The following is a 21,142-nucleotide window of genomic DNA, read 5'->3' as shown; positions in this document are numbered from 1 at the left end:
TAAAAACATAAAGTAGAAAATGATGGTTTCCCAACGTGGTTTCGTTTCTTGCCCAAGATGCAAAAAGTAGCGCAATTGAATAACAGCTTGGATAAGGGCTAATCCCACTAGTGTATAAGCAAGAAAGCGACCAGAAAGGATTTTAGCGCTAGTCATAAAAAAAGAGATGACTGTAAGTATGATAGAGCCGATGAATCCAATCGCATATGATTTTAAAGTTCCGTGCCATTCTCTTTGAATGTCATGCAAACTACGTTCATTGTGCATTTAAATGACTCCCAGTAAGTAGACAAATGTAAAAATGAAAATCCATACTAGATCTAAGAAATGCCAGTACATGCTAAAAATCACAAGGCGTCTAAAGGTTATGGTGGTGATATCATGGAAATAGAGTTGCAAGATCATCACGAGCATCCAGATAAGACCAATGGAAACGTGAAGTCCATGCGTTCCTACCAGAGTGAAGAAAGACGATAAAAAGGCACTTCTTTGCCAGCTATTGCCTTCATGCACCAAACTCGCAAATTCGTGTAATTCTAGGGCAATAAATGACGCCCCTAGCAAGAACGTTACGATTAGCCAGCCAATCACATGATTTTTCTTATTTTGCAAAGAGGATAGCATGGCTAATCCACACGTCACACTACTGCTTAAAAGAATCATTGTTTCGCTGAACGCTGTTGAGAGGCTAAATAGATCGCGTGAAGAGGGACCGCCAAAGGTTTCAGTGTGAAGGACTGCATAAGTCGTAAAAAGTGATGTAAACAATATGCAGTCGGTCATTAAGTAGATCCAAAACCCTAAAACGGTTCTGGAATAGGTTTCATGTTCAAATTCTGCCGAGTGAAAGAGAGATTTAATCATACCGCATTCAACTCCCTGAGATGTGCATCTTCCATTTGCTTAACTTGAGCAGCCGTGATTACTTCATGCTCATCCTCGCTAGAAAGGCGCGTGATGACACACGCCACAATTCCAATTAAGCTAGTAATGGCAAGCCACGAGATATACCAAGTCATGGCGAAGCCAAAAATAAGACTCAAAACGCCTATATAAAGGCCCATAGGAGTGTTTTTTGGCAAATAGATATCTTCATAATCTTTTTCTTGAGGAGGTGCCTCTCCTCTCTTGATTGCCCACAACGGATCACGGTGATTGACTCGAGGGGTAATTGCAAAATTGTAGATCGGAGGAGGGGAGGGAATGGACCACTCGAGTGTGCGGCCATTCCATGGATCACCCGTTTTATCCCGATTTGTTTTGCGCTCAGCAATGCTTTTGAATAATCCATAAATTTGAATGCAGATTCCACATAAGATGACTAAAGCGCCTATGCCCACAGTGACAAAAAGAGGGTGCCATCCAGTCGAGGCTTCATAGTGGTCTAAGCGTCTTGTTGCACCCATAAAACCTAGCATGTATAGAGGCATAAAAGCGAGCAGGAATCCCGTAAACCAGCACCAAAAAGCATAACGATTTAAGGTTTCGCTCAGGAAAAAGCCTGTAAATTTTGGAAACCAGTAGGTAAAGCCTGAAAAGAATCCAAAGAGGAGACCTCCAATGACCATTCCGTGGAAATGTGCAATTAAGAACAGGCTGTTATGGACCTGGAAGTCAACAGGTGGAGAAGAAAGCAAAATACCCGTCATTCCACCCACACTAAAGTTTAATACAAAAGCGAAAAACCATAGCATCGGAGAGGTGAAGTGTACGCGTCCTCTAAATTTGGTGAATAGCCAATTGAAAATTTTTACACCCGTCGGAATCGCAATCAGCATAGTCATGATGGCAAAAAAGGCATTCACCTTGGGGCTAGCTCCCATTGTAAAGAAGTGATGCAACCATACGATGAAAGAAAGGAATGCGATAAAAATGAGCGCCCATACCATGGAGACATAACCGAATAACCGCTTTTCAGAAAATGTAGGTACCACTTCTGAGAATATTCCAAAGGCAGGTAAAATCAATATATATACTTCTGGATGACCCCAAGCCCAGATCAAGTTCACGTACATCATTGGATTTCCCCCATTTCCAGCCGTGAAAAAGTGCATGCCAAGGTAACGATCCAATGTCAGCATGGCAAGCGTTGCGGTCAAAATGGGGAATGCGAATATCACCAATACTACGGAGCATAGGGCGCTCCAGGTAAAGATTGGCATTTTCATGAAAGTCATGCCCGGGCAACGCATTGTTAAAATGGTCACTAGAAAATTCACACCCGAAAGGGTTGTTCCGACACCCGATATTTGGACTACCCAAATCCAGTAATCGATCCCTTCATCAGGACTATATTCAATTCCGGATAGAGGCGGATAGGCAAGCCAACCAGCTGATGAAAATTTTCCAATGGCCAATGAAACAAGTGTTAACATTGCTCCAGAAGCAAAGAGCCAAAAACTTAAAGCATTCAAAAAAGGAAAAGCGACATCCCTAGCTCCAATTTGAAGCGGAATTACAAGATTCAGAAGTCCAAAGACAACGCCCATTCCTACAAAGAATATCATGGTTGTGCCATGTGAAGAGAAAACTTCCTGAAAGTGTTCAGGAGAGATGAAACCATGCGCATCTCCTACTGAAAGAGCCTGTTGCAAACGCATCATCAGGGCATCAGCAAATCCTTTACAGAACATAAGTAAGGCCACAATGATGTACATTAGACCAATTCTTTTGGGATCGACGGATGTGAGCCATTCATCCCAAAGCCATTTCCAACTTTTGGTGTAGGTAATAGCGGCTATAATTCCGATGCCTGACACAATCATGCCAAAAACGGCCGCGTTTTGGCTTGCTTCGTGATGAAAGGCCTCCAGGGTTAATCTACCAAACATATCTGAATTAATCTCCCTTTGGATGCATGTATTTCATGAGAACTTGTTCAAACAAGTTATCGTCTTTCAATTGGTATATTTCGGGTGGGACATTGCTACTTGGAGCTGCTAATTTGTTATATTCATCTAAATTTAAGACATTTGAGGACTGTTTTACTGACTCTACCCACTTGTGATAATCCTCTTCGGAAGATGCTCGGGTGATGAAATGCATTCCAGCAAAACCCTCCCCACTGATATTGGCAGAAGACCCTCTAAAGTCTCCTGTAGCATTTGCAATGAGATGCAGTTGCGTTTTCATTTTAGGCATCGCATAGATTTGTCCACCCAGATGAGGAATCCAAAATGAGTTCATGGGAGCATCAGCTGTGATTTCAAAATGAATTGGAATTTGCTCAGGAATTTGCAGAAAATTTAAACTGGCAATTTTCTCTTCCGGATAAATGAATAACCATTTCCATTGTAAGGCAACAACCTGAATCGTGATGGGTTTTTTGTCTGATTCAAGTGGTCTTAAGGGGTCAAGTTCGTATGTTTTGACCCAAGTCAAAACTCCGATGATCAGCGTAAAAAAAAGAGGAATTCCCCACCAAAGATATTCGGCTAATCGGTTGTCGTCAAAGTCTGGGTCGTATTTTGCCTTGAGATTATTGGCACGGTATTTCCACGAAAAAATGAATGTCAAAACGTATACGGGAATAATTACCAGAAGCATGATTGCTTGAATGATCAAAAGCAGATTGCGCTCCTCTAAAGCAATAATCCCCTTAGGAAATAAAACCGCAATGCTATCCCGGTACTGCAAGATCGTTAAAGGCTGCATTATCAAGAATAGAAACAAGATGATGCTGGAGAAAACGAGCAAAAAAGGTACGAATCTTTTCCCTGGAGTCATGTTTGACAAACCCTCTAGATTATTTTTTACAAAAGTTCACTATAGTTTTTTTGGGAAGAATGTCAAGTTGAATTTTGATGGAATCGTTCAGGCTGATGTGTCGTGATGCGGATGAATTAAGCTGTTTGGTTTTGTAGGGAATAATGGTTCTTAAACCTGTGAAGGCAGTTTTTAGAGATATGATCAAAAGTTGTGTATGAGGTGAAAAAAAGAGAGCGCATCCTTAAAATGTTTTTTACGACAAAAACTAAATGGGAGTGCTCTCATGGAAGATTTTCGCTTTTCTTCAGAAAAAATGCCATCAACAAATGAACAAAATAATCCTCTCGAAGAAATTCTTCGCAAAGGAGCTCAAAAATTGTTGCAGCAAGCTATTGAATTTGAGTACAAGAATATCTGGAACTTTACAAACAATCGAAAGAATCTACCCATCAATCTCTTGCAGTAAGAAATGGTTACTTACCAGAAAAAACATTCAAACCGGTCTTGGACCAATTGCAATTCGCCAGCCTAGAATAAGACATAGAGACGATGGCAAGTTCACAAGTGCGATTTTGCCACCTTATTTGAGAAGGACACAAAGTATAGATGCGGTTATTCCTGCTTTGTATCTTAAAGGAATATCCACCTTGGATTTCCCGAAGCTCTAGAGGCAATTTTGGGAGAAAATACTAAAGGGCTATCACCCACAAATATCGTTAGATTGAAAGATTCATGGACAACAGAATATCAAAATTGGCTCAAAAGTGATTTATCTGCAAAAAAGTATGTTTATATCTGGGCGGATGGGATTTATTTTAACATTCGTTTAGAAGAAGATCGCCCCTGCGTTCTGGTTCTGATAGGTGCTTTAGAGAATGGAAATAAAGAACTTATCATGATCCATGATGGGCACCGAGAAAGCAAGCTGTCTTGGAAAGAAGTTTTGCAAAATTTAAAACATCGAGGTCTCAAAGAAGGACCAAAGCTTGCGATTGGAGATGGAGCACTTGGCTTTTGGGCAGCTTTAAATGAAGAGTTTCCAACAACAAAGCAGCAAAGGTGTTGGATGCATAAAACGGCTAATATTTTAGATAAAATGCCAAAAAGTATTCAAAAGTATGCCAAAGAGATCATTCACGAAATTTATATGGCTCCAAGAAAAACGGATGGACTAAAAGCTTTTGAGAAGTTTCTTGGGACATATGAATCAAAATATCCAAGGCCTGTGAATGTTTGAAAAAAGACAAAGATCAATTATTTAGCTTCTATGATTTTCCAGGCATGCATTGGCAACATATAAGAACAACGAATTCAATCGAATCAACATTTGCAACTATTAGGCACCGCACACGACAAACCAAAGGCTGTGGGTCCAGAACAGCTACTCTTGCCATGGTTTACAAGCTTTCAATGGAAGTGCAAAAGCGATGGCGAAAATTAAAAGGTCATGAGTTGATTAACAAACTGATTTTGGGTGTACAGTTTAAAGATGGGGAAGAAGTCTTTAACATGAAATACACAGCTTAATTTTTAACAAGTTGGATGCGCTATTAGATGCTCAAAACACAACATTTGACAATATCTCCTCTTCCAGGTGGGCATCCATTCATCCCAGTATTCTGAGCTAATATTACACAACTTGTCTTTGCAGAGACAATTCCAGTGTAATTCTGTCCATTCTGTATCGGTATCGATATCATAATGTCCAAATTCTTGAGGATAAGCTTTATGACAGATAGAGCAATCAATGGAATAGCATTTTTTTGAAGGATCGGCAGGGATAAGAGAAAGATATGGACTGATGAGACTTGTCTTGACGTAACCGAAAAAGTCTAAGCATTAAATGAAAGGTATCGTATAATTTCTGATGTACCAAGAATTTTATAGGGATATTGTCAATTGAGCGAAAAAAAAACGATTATTCTACTCATTTCTCTTTTGCTGCTGAAGGCTGCTTGCATGGTTTGGGTTATTTCCACCGGCGAAATTGGTTTAGGACCCGACGAAGCGCAATATTGGACATGGAGTCAAGCTCTCGATTGGGGTTACTATAGCAAGCCTCCTGGCATTGCTTGGCAAATATGGAGTGGAACGCAGTTTTTTGGAAATACAGAACTTGGTGTTCGTTTTGCCTCCATTCTTTCTGGCGTGATTTTGCCTTTGCTGGTCTACGGATTGGCGAGAGCATGTGCTTTACTCCCTCGTACGGCTTTTTGGGCCGCTCTTATCATGGCATTGACTCCTTTAGGTGTGATGGGATCGCTTTTAGCGATTACAGATGTGGGTATGATGATTTTTTGGACGGCCGCCTGCATTGTGATTGTACGGGCACTCGAGCGCCATGCAGAACCCTCTTATGTGCTCATTGGAACATGCATTTTTCTGGGGGCCTTATTCAAATGGCCAATTTATTTCTTCTGGATTTGGATCTTATTGGGCTGGTACTTTTTTTCCAATTTGAGAAGTAAGCATCTATTGGGTGGTATGCTCATTTCGTTACTGGGGCTATTGCCTAGTTTGGCGTGGAATACATCTCATCGTTGGGCAACATTTCATCACGTTTTCTCAACCGTTCAAGGAGCGGAAAATCGTGCCTTATTCCAAGGAAACGTTTTAGATTTTATTGGTGCACAGGCAGTCTTGATCTCTCCTCTGCTTTTTATCTTTTTGATATCTGCGTTGGTATACAGCTTCAGACATCCTTTAAAGCCTTCTCTTTTCTTTTGTGCATTTTCTAGCTTTGTAACTCTGGCCATTTTTTGCGCATATGCACTTTTAAAAAAAATGCAAGGAAACTGGTGTATCTTCATTTATCCCACATTGATCGTTTATCTAAGCTGGTATTTATGTGAGAAGATAACGTGGGGCACAAAAGCGCTAGTTGTTTCTTTAGCTTTATCGGTGGTTTTAGCTGGAGTGGGTTTGAGCATTCCTTTTCTGCAATCACACAATATTGCTAACCTCCACATCCCTTATAAGGCAAGTCCTTTTAAACATAATGTTGGCTGGAAGCGGATGCAAGTAGCTTTGGATCAACAAGGCTACCATGCGCATGAACATTTTCTATTTGGTGATCGGTATCAAATGAGCAGCCTCTTGAGTTTTTATAATACAGGGCAGAAACGGGCATACTTTTTTAATTTGGATGGAATTCGGAAAAATCAATTTTCGTTTTGGCCTGATATGTCTCATGAGCAAGTGAGGAAGACCGGCTTTTTTGCCCATGTAGAAAATATTCCCTTTCACGAAGGTGAAGAGATCGCTTTCCACGAAAAACTTTCACCCTATTTTGAACATGTGGAATTTCTGGGCGCATTTCCTATTTTTGAGGCCTACAATCAACCAGTCAAGCGATTGCTATTGTTTAAGTGTTCGGTTTTTCTGGGGAAGCAGCCAAGCGAAGGAGCTGGATGGTGAAAGGTCTATGCATTAAGACAAAATTAAAAAAAGACCATATCGAAGAAATTCGTCATTGGTTTCGCGATTTGAACGAGCGCATGGATGAAGTCTTAGAGTCTTTAGAAAATGAAAAGATTTTTGTCGAGTCTGCTTTTTTGGATATGCAAGGGGATGATTTGTATTTAATCTACTACATCAAAGCGGAAGATATTGCATACGCTTATCGAGTATTTGAGCACTCTGTCTTGCAAATCGATGTCGATTACAAAGCTTGTTGGCGCAAATATTGTGAGGGACGCGTTGTTTTGGAAACACTTTTAGATGTGGATCGATTCTCTAAGCTTTAGGGAAGTGAGACATGAGCTCTTTGGCTCGATGGTCCCATGTGTGGTGATTCAAGGTGATTGCACGTCCTTTTTCCACAATGCGTCGTCGTTCTTCTTCATGTGAGAGGTAGTAATTGACCTTTTCGTTGATTTCGTCCCAATGGCCATGTCGATAAAAGACAATGCTTTCATCGTCCTTGAAAAATTGTTTTAGATAGTTGTTCTCAGCTGTAATGACTAAAGCTCCACAGGCTATCCCTGAAAAGATCCGTTCATGTGCACCACTTTTCATGAAGGGTGTGCTATTCAGCAAAATTTTCGCGCGTTTCATGAGATTAATGGCTTCTGGAAATGGGACTTCTGAGTGAAGGATCACATTTTCAGGTGTTCCTTGTAAGCAAGCATCCCAATCAAATTGCCCATCTGCAGATCCAAAGACATGCACTTCGGCATCTTTAACACCTTTGATTAGCTTGACGCGATCTTCTCCTTTCATATACTTTTCCAGCTCAGTTAATAAGGCAATCGAATTCGCACCCTCGAAACTAGCATTAGGATTCAGTTTAGCATGCTCTTCATGGGCAATAGCAAAAGCTTTGATAAATGACGTCGTTTGATCGTTCAAGGTAATATGAGCGGCATCTTTCAGTGTTTTGACGATGTGGGGTGGATAACGCGTATGCCAACGTGTTTTTCTTGCCTTGTAGCTAATTGCGGAGGCTAGCATTAAAACGGGATAAGTCTTTTCCTCATCGGGTGCTTCCAGCAACAGGCTTTTTTCCACAGCGTGTGGCATAAAAAAAATCGGATTTTTAAAGAGTGGTGCAAAAAAATCGGCCTCAAATCTATCGGGACAGGTTAAGACGCTGTGTGTACTTTTTGCGAGGTCCAAAAAATAATGAGGCGAATCGACGAGGCAGGCAATATGCGGAATCTTTAAAAAGTCGGCTAAGAATTCCCCACTGCTAGAGGTTAGGCCGTTGAAGCAGAGCGTGCATTCAGGCAAATCTCGCGCGAGCTCTTCGTAAAAAGCCTTTGGATTTTCGTGCTGAATTTTCAAAAGCCGGCAATGGATGCCTAGTCTTGTTAAGGCGTCATGCATTTGAATAGTAAAGTGATCTAAAACACTATATTGACTATTCATGGGCAGAATAATATCCATCCTGCGAAACATTAAGATAGCCCTAGTTCTAGTTGTTGATAGTGTTTCATGAGGTCACGAAAGTGTGCGGCATCTTCAAATTGCATCTCTTTTGCTGCTTTTTTCATTAAGTTTTCATTTTCACGTACTTTTAAACGGATTTCATCGAGTGTGAGGTAGTCGTGATGACCTTCTGCGACTTTCAGATGGGCTTTGACCTCTGTTTGATCTTCGTAAATAATATCTGGCTCAACTAAAGGTGAGATTTCCCGTTTAACTGTTCGGGGAGTGATGCCATGTTCTAGATTATATTCATGCTGCATGACTCGTCTGGATTCTGTAATGTCTAGTGTATGACGAATGGCCTTGGTGATTTTATTTGCGTACATGATGACCCGTCCCTCAGAATTACGCGCAGCACGGCCACACGTTTGGATAAGCGAAGTCTCACTACGTAAAAAACCTTCTTTGTCTGCATCTAAAATAGCAACGAGGGAAACCTCGGGGATGTCCAATCCTTCACGCAACAGGTTGATTCCAACGAGGACATCAAATGTCCCCGCACGAAGATCTTGGATGATCTGAGAGCGTTCGAGTGTATCGATGTCTGAGTGAAGGTATTTGGCTTTCACGTCGAGTTCTGTCAGATAAGTCGTCAGTTCTTCCGCTAGGCGCTTCGTTAGCGTGGTGACAAGCACGCGTCCTCCCTTTTCGACATGTGTTCGGATTTCTGCTAAGCTATCATCCACTTGCCCATCAGCAGGTCTGACCTCGATAATTGGGTCTAGAAGACCTGTGGGCCGAATGACTTGCTCAACAATTTCACCCTCGGCCTCTGCCACTTCCCACTCAGCAGGCGTTGCAGAAACATATACAACCTGGTGGAAATGTGAATAGCTTTCTTCAAATTTGAGAGGACGGTTGTCATATGCTGAGGGGAGACGAAAGCCAAAATCGACAAGCGCAGCTTTACGCGCTTTATCTCCATTGTACATTGCGCGCATTTGAGGCAGCGTTTGGTGTGATTCATCGATAATCAGCAAAAAATCGGAGGGGAAATAGTCTATGAGGCATGGTGGCGGATCACCCGGCTGACGCTGACTGAAGTGACGTGAATAGTTTTCGATTCCTTTACAAAATCCAATTTCACGGATCATTTCCATATCGTGTTGTGTACGTTGCTGAATTCTTTGCCGTTCGATAAGGAGATTATTTTTCTCGAAAAATTCCATTCGCTCAGCTAGTTCAGCTTTAATCGTTTCTAAAGCATGCCAACGCACTTCTTCAGGTGTGACGTGGTGAGAACTCGGATAAATGGTGATTTGTTGGATACGCTGTCTGACTTTGCCTGTGAGAGGATCTATTTCACTAATTCTTTCGATATCGTCTCCAAAGAATTCCACCCGAATCGATAAATCTTCTTCATAAGCAGGGAAAATTTCTAGAACATCACCTCTCACGCGAAATGTTGCACGAGAAAAATCATAGTCATTGCGTGTATATTGCATTTCCACAAGATGAAGGAGAATGTCGTCGCGTCGACGATTTTGACCTGTGGCAAGCGTTAGATTCATCCCACGGTAGTATTCTGGTGTACCTAAACCGTAAATGCAAGAAACGGAGGCGACAATCAACACATCGCGGCGCTCGAGCAATGAACGTGTTGCACTGAGACGCATTTTATCGATTCGATCATTGATGGCCATGTCCTTTTCAATGTACGTATCGGTACGGGCAATATAGGCTTCCGGCTGGTAGTAATCGTAGTAAGAAACAAAGTATTCGATGGCGTTATGAGGAAAAAAAGACTTAAATTCTTGATAAAGTTGTGCAGCCAAGGTTTTATTGTGCGCAATCACTAATGTAGGGCGTTGCACTTGGGCAACCACATTCGCCATGGTATATGTTTTACCAGAGCCTGTAATCCCTAAAAGAACTTGAGATTTTTTTCCCTCAGTGATCCCTTGCACAATTTTTTCAATTGCTTGAGGTTGATCTCCGCCAGGAGGAAAATGTGATTCTAACTGAAAATTTCCGCTCACTTTTGTTGCTTTTCCATTCTCTCTTTTGCGTTTTTAGCAATTTTTTTCCAGGTTCCGCTTAAGCCCATTAAGCTAAGCATCTCTTTGACAGTCTCATTCGAGATCTCAATCATTTTTTGAGTGCCCTCGTAAATAACCTGGTCGACAAGCCCTTTTTCCTGTTCGTAATATTTTCTTTTTTCTCGAATTGGGTCAAGGAAATGATTTAGTGCACGCGTGAGTTTTTCTTTGACTTCTACATCACCCACTTTCCCTTCGCGGTAACGGGATTTTAGATCCTCTACTTCAGCTTTATCGGTGTTGAAAACGTCGTGATAGGCAAACACGGGATTTCCTTCAACCTTTCCAGGCATGTCTGCACGAATTCGATTAGGATCTGTGTACATTCCCTTGACCTTCTTTTCAACGGTTTTAGCATCATCCGCTAGAAAGATCGCGTTATTGACAGATTTACTCATCTTTCCTTGACCATCTGTTCCAATTAAAGTTGGGACATCGCTTAGCAGGCATTCTGGCAAAGGGAAAAACTCGCCATAGTACATGTTAAAACGGCGCGCAATATCGCGTGTTAACTCAATATGCGCCTCATTGTCTTTTCCTACTGGAACAAGGTGGGCTCTGGGCATTAAAATGTCTGCTGATTGGAGAACTGGATAACCGACAAGCCCATAAGGAATACTTTCGGATGACATGTGGGCATTGCGAGCCATCTCTTTCAAACTAGGCAGGCCTGTTAATCTGTTGAGAGAAATCAGCATTTGGAAAATCAAATTCATTTGGTAAACAGCTGGTACGGCAGATTGCAGGTAGATAACGGATTTTTGAGGATCTATCCCGCAGGCTAAATAGTCGATCACCATTTGAGAGATATTCTCTCTAAGTTTTAGAATCGATTCTTTTTCAGGCTTAGTTGTCAGGACATGCAAATCTGCAATAATAAAATAGCAATCAAATTTCTCTTGCAATTTCACTCTGTTTTTTAAAGAGCCTACATAGTGCCCAAGATGGAGTAAACCGGTTGGGCGGTCACCTGTGAGAATTCGTTTTTTAGGTTGATTTTCGCTCATGATCGTTCCTAATTCTAATAATTGATAAAATGATTCAGCCATCCCGCGCTATTGGCGATTTCCAATCCAATGAAAATCAAGGCAAAAGCAATCGTAAGAGTTAACGCACATTTTCCTCCGGGAGCCTTGAAGGAGGATTGATAGCCTTTTTGATATCTTCCCGCCCAAACGATTAAAGGCGGAAGCAATCCCAATAAAACCATCACACCATAAGCACCAGCATACTCTAAAGCCGTTAAAAATGCTCGTGGACAAATGAAAGTAAAAAGTAAAGGAGGCAAAAAGGTTAGGATGTAAAGCATCAATTTGCCTGCTTGATTTTTGCGTATACTTAATCCATCCGACAAAAAGTCTGACAAGCTTAAAGATACCCCTAAAAAAGAGGTGACGATGGCAAAGAAGGAAAAAAAACGGGCAATGACGGCAATAGAGGATTGTTGTAGAGTACCAGCCAATAAACGTGTTCCATCTGTGCCATGCAGGTAGCCCTCTAGAATTCCATGCTCTCCTTCGATTGGAATAATGCCAAGTGCAAGAACTTCCCAAAGACTATATACCACGAAAGGAATGATGCCTCCAATCAGGATAGCTACTTTAATTTGAGGAATATCTCGTTTAAAATAGGTTGTCAGAGTGGGGATAATGATGTGAAATCCAAAAGAGGTCGCGATGATAGAAGTTGCCAGGAGCAAATAGGACCATTCCACGTGGAGAAGCTTGGTAGGTTGAATATGTGGGGCAAGTAGAAAAATCATCGCCAAGTAGGCGATGATCAGTCCAGTCATTAGGATGCGATTCAGATAGTCAACCGATTCTGTTCCACGATAAACGAAGTATCCCAAAATAAGGATGAGCGGTAGAGCTCCAAGCCAGTGTGAAATATTGAGGCCAAAACAAGAATGGCCAATATCCACAAAAATTGGAATGCAAACAGCAATGTAGGCTGTCGTTAAAGAGTAGAGCAAAAATAGATAGGTGACCCAACTTAATCCCGCTCCCCAGCGACCAAGCGTATTGCGTGCCATGGTAATGAGATTCGTATCAGGTTCCATCCATAAATTCGCTTCCAAAATGAGGAATGCTGTATAGGTCATGTAGATCCAACAGATCGCAAGAAGAATAAACGAAGGAATGAATCCAGCTTGACCCGTTGCAACAGGTAAAGCGAGCATAGCAGCTCCGATCGTTGTTCCGGAGACGAGAAGGATTCCTCCGATCAGTTTCGTATTCATTCGATTATATTCCTTTAAGTTCACGCACAACTTGTAAAATCATAATGGCTAATGAGACAATCATGACAAATATTAAAGCACTTTTTCCGCCAGCGACTTTAAAATCGTTCGGCTGAGAAATGGAGTAGACATAACGGCCAGCCCACACCATGGCGGCGGGCAGAATTCCAAATAAAATAACAGCGCCAAAACCACCCGCATAGTTAAGAGCTAATAGAAAAATGTGGGGAAAGAGGCATGCAAAAATCCAAGGAGGAAAAAAGACCAGAAAAGAAAGAAAAATCTTCCCAGCCAAAGATTTTTTTACATTTAATCCATCGCTCAGGAAGTCAACAAAGCTTAAAGCAACACCTAAGCAAGAGGTAACGACAGCGAAGAAAGCAAAGTAATGGGCAATGTCGACCACCCATGAATGTCCAATGGCTTTTTGTAAGGCTGTCGTAGCCATTTCTCCGGAGTCTAATACCGTCTGAAAAGTTTCATTTTCCCCAAACGGAATCAGGCCTAAAATGACCCATTCCCATACAACGTACACCAGTAGAGGAATAAAGCTGCCGATCAGGATAATCTTTTGCATCTCTTTGGTGTTGCGATTAACGTATGTTGTGAGGCTTGGGACAAGATTATGAAAGCCAAAAGAGATAATCATAATGGGAAATGTAAAAGGGGCAATGAACCAATTTTGACGTGTCAATAAATCCGGGTTAACGTGCATGCCTCCCAAAATGACCAAAAGGATATAAGTGCAAATCAAACCGCCCATTAAAACACGATTAAACTGATCTACGACATGCATGCCGATGCAAATGAGTCCTGCGAAAATAGAAATCAGAATGAGACTTCCCAGCCAAGCAGGAAAAGCAATGGAAAAGATTTGCTGAAGAAAATCGGAAATAAGCTGTCCGCTTCCCGAAATGTAGGCAACCATTAAAGAGTAGAAGAGAAATAGAAAAATGGCCCATGCGATGATTTTTCCGATCGGGCCTAGGGTTCTCTCTGCCATGCTGACAATGCTGATTTCATCTTGGAACCATAAATTGACCTCGAGGAGTAATAGAGCGGTGAAGCTCATAAATAACCAACTAAGCGTGAACAAAATGATGGAGGGTTTGAAGCCACCCAAAGCAGAAAGAATGGGTAATCCTAACATGCCAGCTCCAATACAGCAACCTGCTACAAGTAAAATTCCTCCTAAGGAACTCCCGGACGAATGCGAAGACGACATATTCATGAATCCTTATGTGTTAAAATGGCTGCCAATCATCACATGAAGAAAATAGAGTAGAGTGCAATAGATGAGAGGCTTTAAAATGACAAGAATGACAATTTAAAAGAACTGGAGGTCTCAATTAGTGAATCCGCCAGAAGCGGAAATGGCCAAAAAAGGGAAAACCCCAGCATGTGTGAAAGTAATCGGTATGCATTTTGCTATGTCTTGAAATCAAAATTTATATGAATTTTAGCCCAGGCACACGATTTTTCGCAATATCGAAATGGGTGAGGTAAGGCATTGCAAACTGCTCTGCCCTAAATCATTTATTTTTGCAATAGAGTTAGAATATCTGTGTTTCCGAATTCCTTAGCCCATTTAAGAATTTCATCTGTTACTTGAACTCCATGGTCGAGCAATAATTTCACTGCAGTGGCATTTTGCAGTTCGATCGCTTTATCAATAGCACGAAAGCCATTCCACTCCAAATTAATAGAGGCTCCATTTTGAAGGAGATATTCTGTGATTTGATGGTAATTTTTAAGTATAGCAATGAAAAGAGGAGGAAATTTCTTATCGATCCCATTCGGATTGGCTCCATTTTCAATAAGAAGTTGCACCGCTTTTAATTCTCCCGTTTCCATCACTCGCAAAAATTCAGTTGTGATCTGATTGTCGTTAATTTGCTGCTTAGAGCGTGCTACTTGAAGTAGAAATTCGGCAATATCCCATTTCTTTGACTCAAGGACCGAAGAAATAAAGCTCGTGTCACAATGAGCTCCATTGTTTATTAAAAATTTTACCATATCCATATCGTGCATCGTAATAGCAACGTGAAGGCCTGTTTTGCCATAATGGTTTTCATGGATATTTGCACCTCTATCGAGGAGCAATTGGATATGCGGATAGTTGCCAGAGCGGATGGCCATAATTAAAGGGGATGATGTTTCGGGGGTGTGATAATTCACATCTGCATGGTGCTCAACTAAAAATTCCACCATCTCAGTATCATTTTTTTCTAAAGCTTGTTGTAACAAAGTCTCAGAATAACGCGTGACGAGGTTAATATTCGCTCCCGCCTTTAAAAAAAGCTCCATAATTGCGTAGTTTTTATGGATAAAAGCGATCTGGAGAGGGGGATTAGCAAAGGCATCGGGAATGCTGATATCTGCTCCATTTTTAATAAGAAGTTTGACAACTTCTTCTCGATTGTGCTTGATCGCTCTGTGCAACTCTGTTTCTGGAGAATAATGATTAAGTTTTCGATTAACATTGACACCTTTATCTAAAAGAAATTGAATTCGTCTCAGCTCATCCACTTCTGTTGCATCTGATTTTGGTTCCAAATAGGCTTGAATTTCGCTTTCAAGGTCATTTTCGGGTTCTAAAGGCATGACCTTTGGATTCCTCTTGAGTTCTGCTTCTTTTTGCTTAAGAAATTGCTCTGCCTTCGACTTATTAGAAAGAATTTTTCCAAAAAGATGAGGGATGAAATGAAAAAATTTCACGATCTTGGTTTGCTCTAATTTACAAGTCGCTAATTGGTCAAGTTTTTTTATTTTGTTTAAAATTTCGGAGATCTGATTGGCACTTTGCGCTTCTTTGGATTTTTCTCCTGTGATTTCAAGAAGATAATTTAAGCTAAAGGATCCTTGATAGCCATCACAGGTAAATCTGCGAGAACCCAAAAAGCCAATTTTTATTTTAACTTGATCAATGAATGCATTTATTTCATTCAGATTTTTATTTTTTAAGGTTTTTTTAATTGTAGTCATATTATCTCCAACATGCAAATAAGAGAATTGAATTGGTCAGTTTAGCTGATTTTAAGATAAATTTTAATAAAATTTATGGGAGAAAGACTGGAAGGGGAAAAGATGCAAGAAAATAATTGAGAGTATTGCCCCTGTTTTGTATGGTTCGAATAGATTGAAACTCTAATCTTTGAATGCATTTGCATTTTTTGGGGCACAAAATGGGGCATTTTTTTTTACGTTTTTCGAGCAAATTCACCTATTTGCAAAAACTCATTGTCATTGCGACATTAATTTTTTTGAGTTTAGCCATCAGCCTTTATTACAATTGGCAATTTTTTAACCAAAAAATTGAACGGCTTGAAAATCAGCAGTTAGGCAATCAAAGTGTGCAATTGATCAGGCGTCTGCTTGAAAATATCTCACGTCATGTTGTCATGCTTTCTACAATGCAATACGAGCAGGATATCTATCAAAATGATATTATTCAAATGCAGGCTCAAATCAGTTCTGATTTTCGAAAATTGGGATTAGGAACGTTTAAAAATCCTTTGCCCATTCTCGCTCCCTCTTCTTCTGATCTTTTAAATTCCGAATCAAACGAATTAACCCAAAATTGGAATCTGTTTTTGGAGAATGTTCAAGACAATAACCAAGTAGAATCAATCGATCGCTTCAAAGCGATCATGGATAGATTACAATTGCGCATGCTATACATAGGAATTGAATCCACACTTATCCAATCAGAGGATGTCCCCTATTTTTTGACAAATTTAGCATTTATTGAGCTACCTAAAGGACAAAGCTTAATCGCTCAGTTTGTGATGTTGAATTCGGAAAAAATGCAAAAAAAGACATTACCCAATAAAGATCAGAAACGTTTAGAACTCCTTAAATCGCAATTAGAAGATCATTTGCGCAATTTAAATGTCCTTAGCGAAAGTGCCAACATCAACAAAAATGTCGAGATAAAGAATAAAATTAATCGTTACGTGGGAAGTATTCATAACCTAATTTCAGAAGATGAACATCATGTCGGACTTTCCAAAAATAAAAAAACATTTTCTTGGTTTTCGGATAAAGGAATCAAGGCTTTAAGGGAAAGTTCTCTTGTTTGGGATACTTCTTTTGAGGAAATTAGCAGAAGTTTAAAAGAGTATTTGGAACACATTGAGAATATTAAAAATTGGGTAATAGGCATTAGTACAGCACTAGCATTGGCTGCTTTTTTAATTACTTTTCTCTGCATTTTGCAGGTTTGGAAGCCAATGGAGGGTATGATTCATACTCTACAAAAATTTAAAGCAGGAGATTTGTCTTTGCGCATGCCTGTCATGTATCAAGATGAGATTGGTGCGTTTGCTATTCTTTGCAATCAAGTTGGAGATAAATTTGAGGAAACTTTTAAGCAGTTTGAAAAAACAGGAAATGTTTTAACGAACTACTCAGATTTTATTTCAGATGCTTCTAAGCAGTTGGAGTCAACAGCTGTAGAACAGGAAATTACCTCAAAACAAATTGCAGTGACAGCCAAAGAGATTGCAGCTACAGCTAAGGAATTCTCTAATACTTTAAATACGATTAGTTCTAGAGGTGAAGAGACCTCTACTTTAGCCAATTCAGGGATGGAAGGATTGGCAAAAATGGAAAATACCATGCAGCAGATGATTGAGGCATCCACCAACATTACATCTAAACTCGCTGTGCTTAGCGATAAAGCTCAAACTATTACAAACATTATCACAACGATTTCAAAAGTTGCCCAGCAAACGAATTTGCTTTCCTTGAATGCTGCCATTGAAGCTGAGAAAGCCGGAGAGCATGGAAGAAGTTTTGCTGTGATTTCGCGTGAAATTCGTCGGCTAGCCGAGCAGACTGCTTTTGCTACTGTAGATATTGAGAAAATGATTAATGAAATGGTATCGGCAGTGGCATCCAGTGTGATGGGGGTGGATAAATTTTCGGATGAAATTTATCAAGGAGTCTCATACGTACGCACTGTAGGGGAGCAATTGACTCAGATTATTGAGCAGGTTCAAAAGCAGATGATTAGTTTTGAAAATGTGAATATTGGGATGCAAAATCAGGTTCAAGGAGCCTCTCAAATTACAGAGGCGATTAATCAATGGAGTGAAAGCGCTCAACAAGTCACAAACTCGATTCGACGCTTTCATCAAACAATCGATCAACTTGCTCAAACCAACAAACAGATGCATGACGTCATTAAATACATTAAAGCTTACGGATAGAGTAAGCTTAATGATTTAACCACCAAATACCCGCATTGATTGAAGCGGCATAAGCGACCCATAGCCAGTAGGGAATCAATAAAGAAGCAGCCAGTCGTGAAATTCGCCAGAAGGAACAAATTGTCCATCCTAGGACAATGATTAATAGCAGAATATCCACAAGGGCCCAACCAGGACTTTTAAGATAAAAAAATATCCATGACCAAGCCAGGTTTAGGGCAAGCTGTAAGGTGAAAAGAAAGTATGGTTGAAAATGATATCCTGATAACTGTTCCCGATTCCATATTAGCCAAACTGAAATCGCCATTAAAAGGTACAAGACTGTCCAAACCGGTCCAAAAATCCATGCAGGCGGAATCCAAGAAGGCTTCATCAACGTGGGATACCAAGTATTCAAACTCACTTGGGTAAACCACCCTCCAGCGACTTCAACGAAAAGACACAGCAATATAAATAGCGCAAGCACGCCTATGGAGTAGGGGTGGGTTTTGTTCATCTCTGCATTATCTCCTTTTCCAAATTTTTCATTCCGGATCTTAGCGCATTTGTGGATTTGTCAAAAGGGCTTTATTGCTGTGTTTGAATGATGATCAGATTAGATCTCTTGAAGGATCACTTTCGTATAAGAGACCTTATGATATTTAAAGGTTACTTCCTTATCGGTTTTAATTTTAACAATGCGGAATTGTTGTTCTGGTAAGTACAGATGTTCTTTTTCTTTTTTGAGGATGCTGATGCCAGAGATGCTTTTAGCATGTTGAGATTTTTTGATTTTGAAAAGAACTTTTTGTTCTTCGTCTCGATTCAGAAATGTTTGCGCCATTTTTTTCTTTTTTGAAAAGCTCAGGAAAGCCTTATCTGAATACACATCCCCAATATTTAGAGAAATTTGTTTTGGGAATGCGACCCCTCTATAAAGGCATTCACTTTTCTTTGGGAGTTTGACAAGAGCATCTTTCATGGATTTTATGACAAATTTCATTTCCTTGTTTTGAACTGAATCTTCCCTAAGTAAGGAGTTAATTTGTTTAAAATGAAGATTGGAATAAAACTTTAAGGCTATGTATTCACTTTTTGTTAATTTTTCGAAAGACTTTGGTTTAATTTTTTTCAAATCGGAGTATATTTGAGCAAATTGTAAAGGAGAAGGAACTTTTCTTATTGAGCGCTGTGCTAGAAAAGAAAGCCATTTTCTGCGGATTTTTTTTATCAATCCTTCTTTTTTTGTTGTACTAAAACTTTTTGAGATGATTGCAAAAGATTTTTGTAAACTTTTAGCCTCTTTAAAGTTAAGTTGTTTATTTTTGTGAAGATCCTCAAAGAGTTTTCTAATCTGGATAAAACCCAAGCTGTTTTTTTTATCTCCTGAGGCATGTACAGAATTAGAAAGCTCTAAATAAAGATGATTTTCCGGATTTATTTTGATTGAACGAGCCACTTTTTTAAACGCATCAATGCAGGCAGGTGTTTGAAGAGAAATAGACATCATATATAAATACCTCTAAAGTTGAAACAGTTATATCATAAAATTGAACTTAAATCAACTACTATTTATTTTAATTGAGTTTTGTTAAAGAGTTTTTTAAAAACAATAATAAGTGATGACTCATGACAGAAAAACCAATAATTGCAGCATTTGATTTTGATGGAACTCTGACCTATAGAGATTCTCTTTTGCCTTTTTTGTTTTTTACCCATTCTCGTTTGGAAACCTTAAAAAAACTTTTCATCCTTCTTCCCCAGTTTGCAGAATTCGAGCTGGGGCTTGTGACAAGGCAAGCCATAAAGGAAGCCATTTTAACGCGGTTTTTTGAAGGAGATTCCATTGAGAAAGTGGCTGAATTAGGCAGAGCTTTTGCAGAGCAGATCTTAGATAGCAAAATTCGACCTAAGGGGGCGGAAAAAATTCAGTGGCACCTTGCGCAAGGGCATCGATGTGTACTTGTCAGTGCAAATTTAGAGATTTACTTGCGCCCGTGGGCACTGGCTCATGGCTTTTCAGATATTGTGGCTTCTGAACTTGAGTTAACGCAGAATAAGCGTATTACGGGGCAGCTTGCTGGGAAAAATTGTTGGGGACCGGAAAAAACTAAACGATTGGAGCAATTGCTTGGTCCTAAAGAAGGCTATGTACTTTATGCTTATGGAGATAGCCGAGGAGATCGAGAGCTCCTCGAACTCGCAGACTATCCCTTCTATCGCACTTTTTAGTCTTCGTCCTTAAATCGGTAGCCAACGCCCCGCACCGTTTCAATGCCGTCAAAATTAGGACCTAATTTTTTGCGCAAAGCGGCAATGTGCACATCGATATTGCGATCGACTATAAAAGCGTCGTCATTTTGGACATCATCGAGAAGTTGATTGCGTGTGAGTACTTTCCCCCGATTCATCAATAATCGGCGAAGAATGCCAAATTCGGAAAGGGTTAGGGAGATATATTTATCTTTATTTCGAATTGTATAACGATCAACTTCCATCGTATAAGGACCAAAAGTTAACACTCTCGGAGGTTTTTCCGTTTCTTTCCCTCTGCGTAAAACGGCTCGGATTCTTGAAAAAAGCACTTTGGGGGAAAAAGGTTTGGTCACATAGTCATCTGCCCCTAATTCTAGACCGAGCACGACATCTAGCTCTTCACTTTTAGCAGAAATCATGATGACAGGGATCGATTTTAGTTCGGCGGAACTTTTTATTTTGCGGCATACGTCTAATCCGCTCATGCCAGGGATCATAATATCTAAAATCACCAAGTCTGGTTTTTCTCGTTCGATCGCTCGAAAGCCATTCAAGCCATCTACTTCTGTTATAATTTTGTATCCCGATATTTCAGCCTGCAATTTAATTAATGCGGCAATATCTTCCTCGTCTTCAATAAGAAGAAGCGTCGGTTTTTGCATAATAGGTTGCTCCTAAATCCAAATCTTTGTCCCTGATAAGATTTCATTATAGCTGATTGAGTGATTTCTCGAAATGGCCTCAATAATAAAATTAAGATGACTAATCCTATTATAATA

Annotated in this window: 17 protein-coding genes and 1 pseudogene; 5 read left to right on the top strand and 13 right to left on the bottom strand. The window is 40.1% G+C overall.

Annotation, left to right across the window (positions count from 1 at the left end):
• From AB7E63_RS03690 to cyoA, 4 genes are all read right to left on the bottom strand, one after another.
• On the bottom strand, nucleotides 1-267 hold a 267-nt coding region (locus AB7E63_RS03690; RefSeq protein ID WP_428418733.1), incomplete at its 3' end, for a cytochrome o ubiquinol oxidase subunit IV.
• Nucleotides 268-864: a cytochrome o ubiquinol oxidase subunit III gene (gene cyoC / locus AB7E63_RS03685; RefSeq protein ID WP_006341904.1), complete on the bottom strand. Its 597-nt coding sequence runs from the start codon at nucleotides 862-864 to the stop codon at nucleotides 268-270.
• Nucleotides 861-2,831: a cytochrome o ubiquinol oxidase subunit I gene (cyoB, locus tag AB7E63_RS03680; protein ID WP_006341903.1), complete on the bottom strand. Its 1,971-nt coding sequence runs from the start codon at nucleotides 2,829-2,831 to the stop codon at nucleotides 861-863. Before cyoB ends, cyoC begins: the two co-directional genes overlap by 4 nt.
• A 7-nt stretch (nucleotides 2,832-2,838) precedes the next feature.
• Nucleotides 2,839-3,654, bottom strand: a complete 816-nt coding sequence (gene cyoA, locus AB7E63_RS03675) for a ubiquinol oxidase subunit II (protein WP_006341902.1) — start codon at nucleotides 3,652-3,654, stop codon at nucleotides 2,839-2,841.
• Nucleotides 3,655-3,991: 337 nt separating this feature from the next.
• Between cyoA and AB7E63_RS03670 the strand changes: the two are divergent.
• The 3 genes and pseudogenes from AB7E63_RS03670 to AB7E63_RS03660 all read left to right on the top strand — a co-directional run bounded on the left by AB7E63_RS03670 (nucleotide 3,992) and on the right by AB7E63_RS03660 (nucleotide 7,454).
• Nucleotides 3,992-5,235 (top strand): annotated as a pseudogene (locus tag AB7E63_RS03670) (IS256 family transposase).
• Between the two features lie 372 nt (nucleotides 5,236-5,607).
• A complete protein-coding gene (locus AB7E63_RS03665) occupies nucleotides 5,608-7,125 on the top strand; it encodes an ArnT family glycosyltransferase (protein ID WP_284452489.1) in 1,518 nt (505 codons plus the stop codon).
• The gene (locus tag AB7E63_RS03660; protein ID WP_226987526.1) at nucleotides 7,119-7,454 is read left to right on the top strand and encodes a DUF6176 family protein; all 336 of its coding nucleotides are present in this window, start codon (nucleotides 7,119-7,121) and stop codon (nucleotides 7,452-7,454) included. Before AB7E63_RS03665 ends, AB7E63_RS03660 begins: the two co-directional genes overlap by 7 nt.
• Here AB7E63_RS03660 and AB7E63_RS03655 read toward each other — a convergent pair.
• From AB7E63_RS03655 to AB7E63_RS03630, 6 genes are all read right to left on the bottom strand, one after another.
• Entirely contained in the window at nucleotides 7,444-8,577 is a 1,134-nt protein-coding gene (locus AB7E63_RS03655) for a glycosyltransferase (RefSeq protein WP_241208998.1), read from the bottom strand. The genes AB7E63_RS03660 and AB7E63_RS03655 overlap by 11 nt on opposite strands.
• A gap of 29 nt (nucleotides 8,578-8,606) precedes the next feature.
• Nucleotides 8,607-10,616: an excinuclease ABC subunit UvrB gene (gene uvrB, locus AB7E63_RS03650; protein ID WP_006341675.1), complete on the bottom strand. Its 2,010-nt coding sequence runs from the start codon at nucleotides 10,614-10,616 to the stop codon at nucleotides 8,607-8,609.
• Nucleotides 10,613-11,683, bottom strand: a complete 1,071-nt coding sequence (trpS, locus tag AB7E63_RS03645; protein ID WP_241208997.1) for a tryptophan--tRNA ligase — start codon at nucleotides 11,681-11,683, stop codon at nucleotides 10,613-10,615. The genes uvrB and trpS overlap by 4 nt, the downstream gene beginning before the upstream one ends.
• Before the next feature lie 14 nt (nucleotides 11,684-11,697).
• The gene (locus AB7E63_RS03640) at nucleotides 11,698-12,915 is read right to left on the bottom strand and encodes an amino acid permease (RefSeq protein ID WP_006341673.1); all 1,218 of its coding nucleotides are present in this window, start codon (nucleotides 12,913-12,915) and stop codon (nucleotides 11,698-11,700) included.
• 4 nt (nucleotides 12,916-12,919) lie between these two features.
• The gene (locus AB7E63_RS03635; RefSeq protein WP_036746309.1) at nucleotides 12,920-14,140 is read right to left on the bottom strand and encodes an amino acid permease; all 1,221 of its coding nucleotides are present in this window, start codon (nucleotides 14,138-14,140) and stop codon (nucleotides 12,920-12,922) included.
• 311 nt (nucleotides 14,141-14,451) lie between these two features.
• Nucleotides 14,452-15,900 (bottom strand): ankyrin repeat domain-containing protein, encoded by a 1,449-nt coding sequence (locus tag AB7E63_RS03630; protein WP_006341671.1) that lies wholly within the window; start codon nucleotides 15,898-15,900, stop codon nucleotides 14,452-14,454.
• Nucleotides 15,901-16,100: 200 nt separating this feature from the next.
• Here AB7E63_RS03630 and AB7E63_RS03625 point away from each other — a divergent pair, with 200 nt between their 5' ends.
• Complete coding sequence (locus tag AB7E63_RS03625) at nucleotides 16,101-18,128, top strand: methyl-accepting chemotaxis protein (protein ID WP_284452488.1); 2,028 nt, start codon at nucleotides 16,101-16,103, stop codon at nucleotides 18,126-18,128.
• A 7-nt stretch (nucleotides 18,129-18,135) separates the two neighbouring features.
• Here AB7E63_RS03625 and AB7E63_RS03620 read toward each other — a convergent pair whose 3' ends face one another.
• Nucleotides 18,136-18,624 carry a TspO/MBR family protein gene (locus tag AB7E63_RS03620; protein WP_006340755.1) on the bottom strand — a complete coding sequence of 163 codons (489 nt, stop codon included), beginning with the start codon at nucleotides 18,622-18,624 and terminating at the stop codon, nucleotides 18,136-18,138.
• A 99-nt stretch (nucleotides 18,625-18,723) separates the two neighbouring features.
• The gene (locus AB7E63_RS03615; RefSeq protein ID WP_006340754.1) at nucleotides 18,724-19,617 is read right to left on the bottom strand and encodes an ADP-ribosyltransferase domain-containing protein; all 894 of its coding nucleotides are present in this window, start codon (nucleotides 19,615-19,617) and stop codon (nucleotides 18,724-18,726) included.
• A gap of 119 nt (nucleotides 19,618-19,736) precedes the next feature.
• Here AB7E63_RS03615 and AB7E63_RS03610 point away from each other — a divergent pair, with 119 nt between their 5' ends.
• A complete protein-coding gene (locus AB7E63_RS03610) occupies nucleotides 19,737-20,339 on the top strand; it encodes an HAD family hydrolase (RefSeq protein WP_006340753.1) in 603 nt (200 codons plus the stop codon).
• Here AB7E63_RS03610 and AB7E63_RS03605 read toward each other — a convergent pair.
• On the bottom strand, nucleotides 20,336-21,025 hold the full coding sequence (locus AB7E63_RS03605) for a response regulator transcription factor (RefSeq protein WP_006340752.1): 690 nt from the start codon (nucleotides 21,023-21,025) through the stop codon (nucleotides 20,336-20,338). The two genes, AB7E63_RS03610 and AB7E63_RS03605, sit on opposite strands and share 4 nt — an antisense overlap.
• Nucleotides 21,026-21,142 lie beyond the last annotated feature (117 nt).

The organism is Parachlamydia sp. (assembly GCF_050255895.1).
Lineage (GTDB): Bacteria > Chlamydiota > Chlamydiia > Chlamydiales > Parachlamydiaceae > Parachlamydia > Parachlamydia acanthamoebae.
This window is presented reverse-complemented; position numbering and strand designations above follow the sequence as displayed.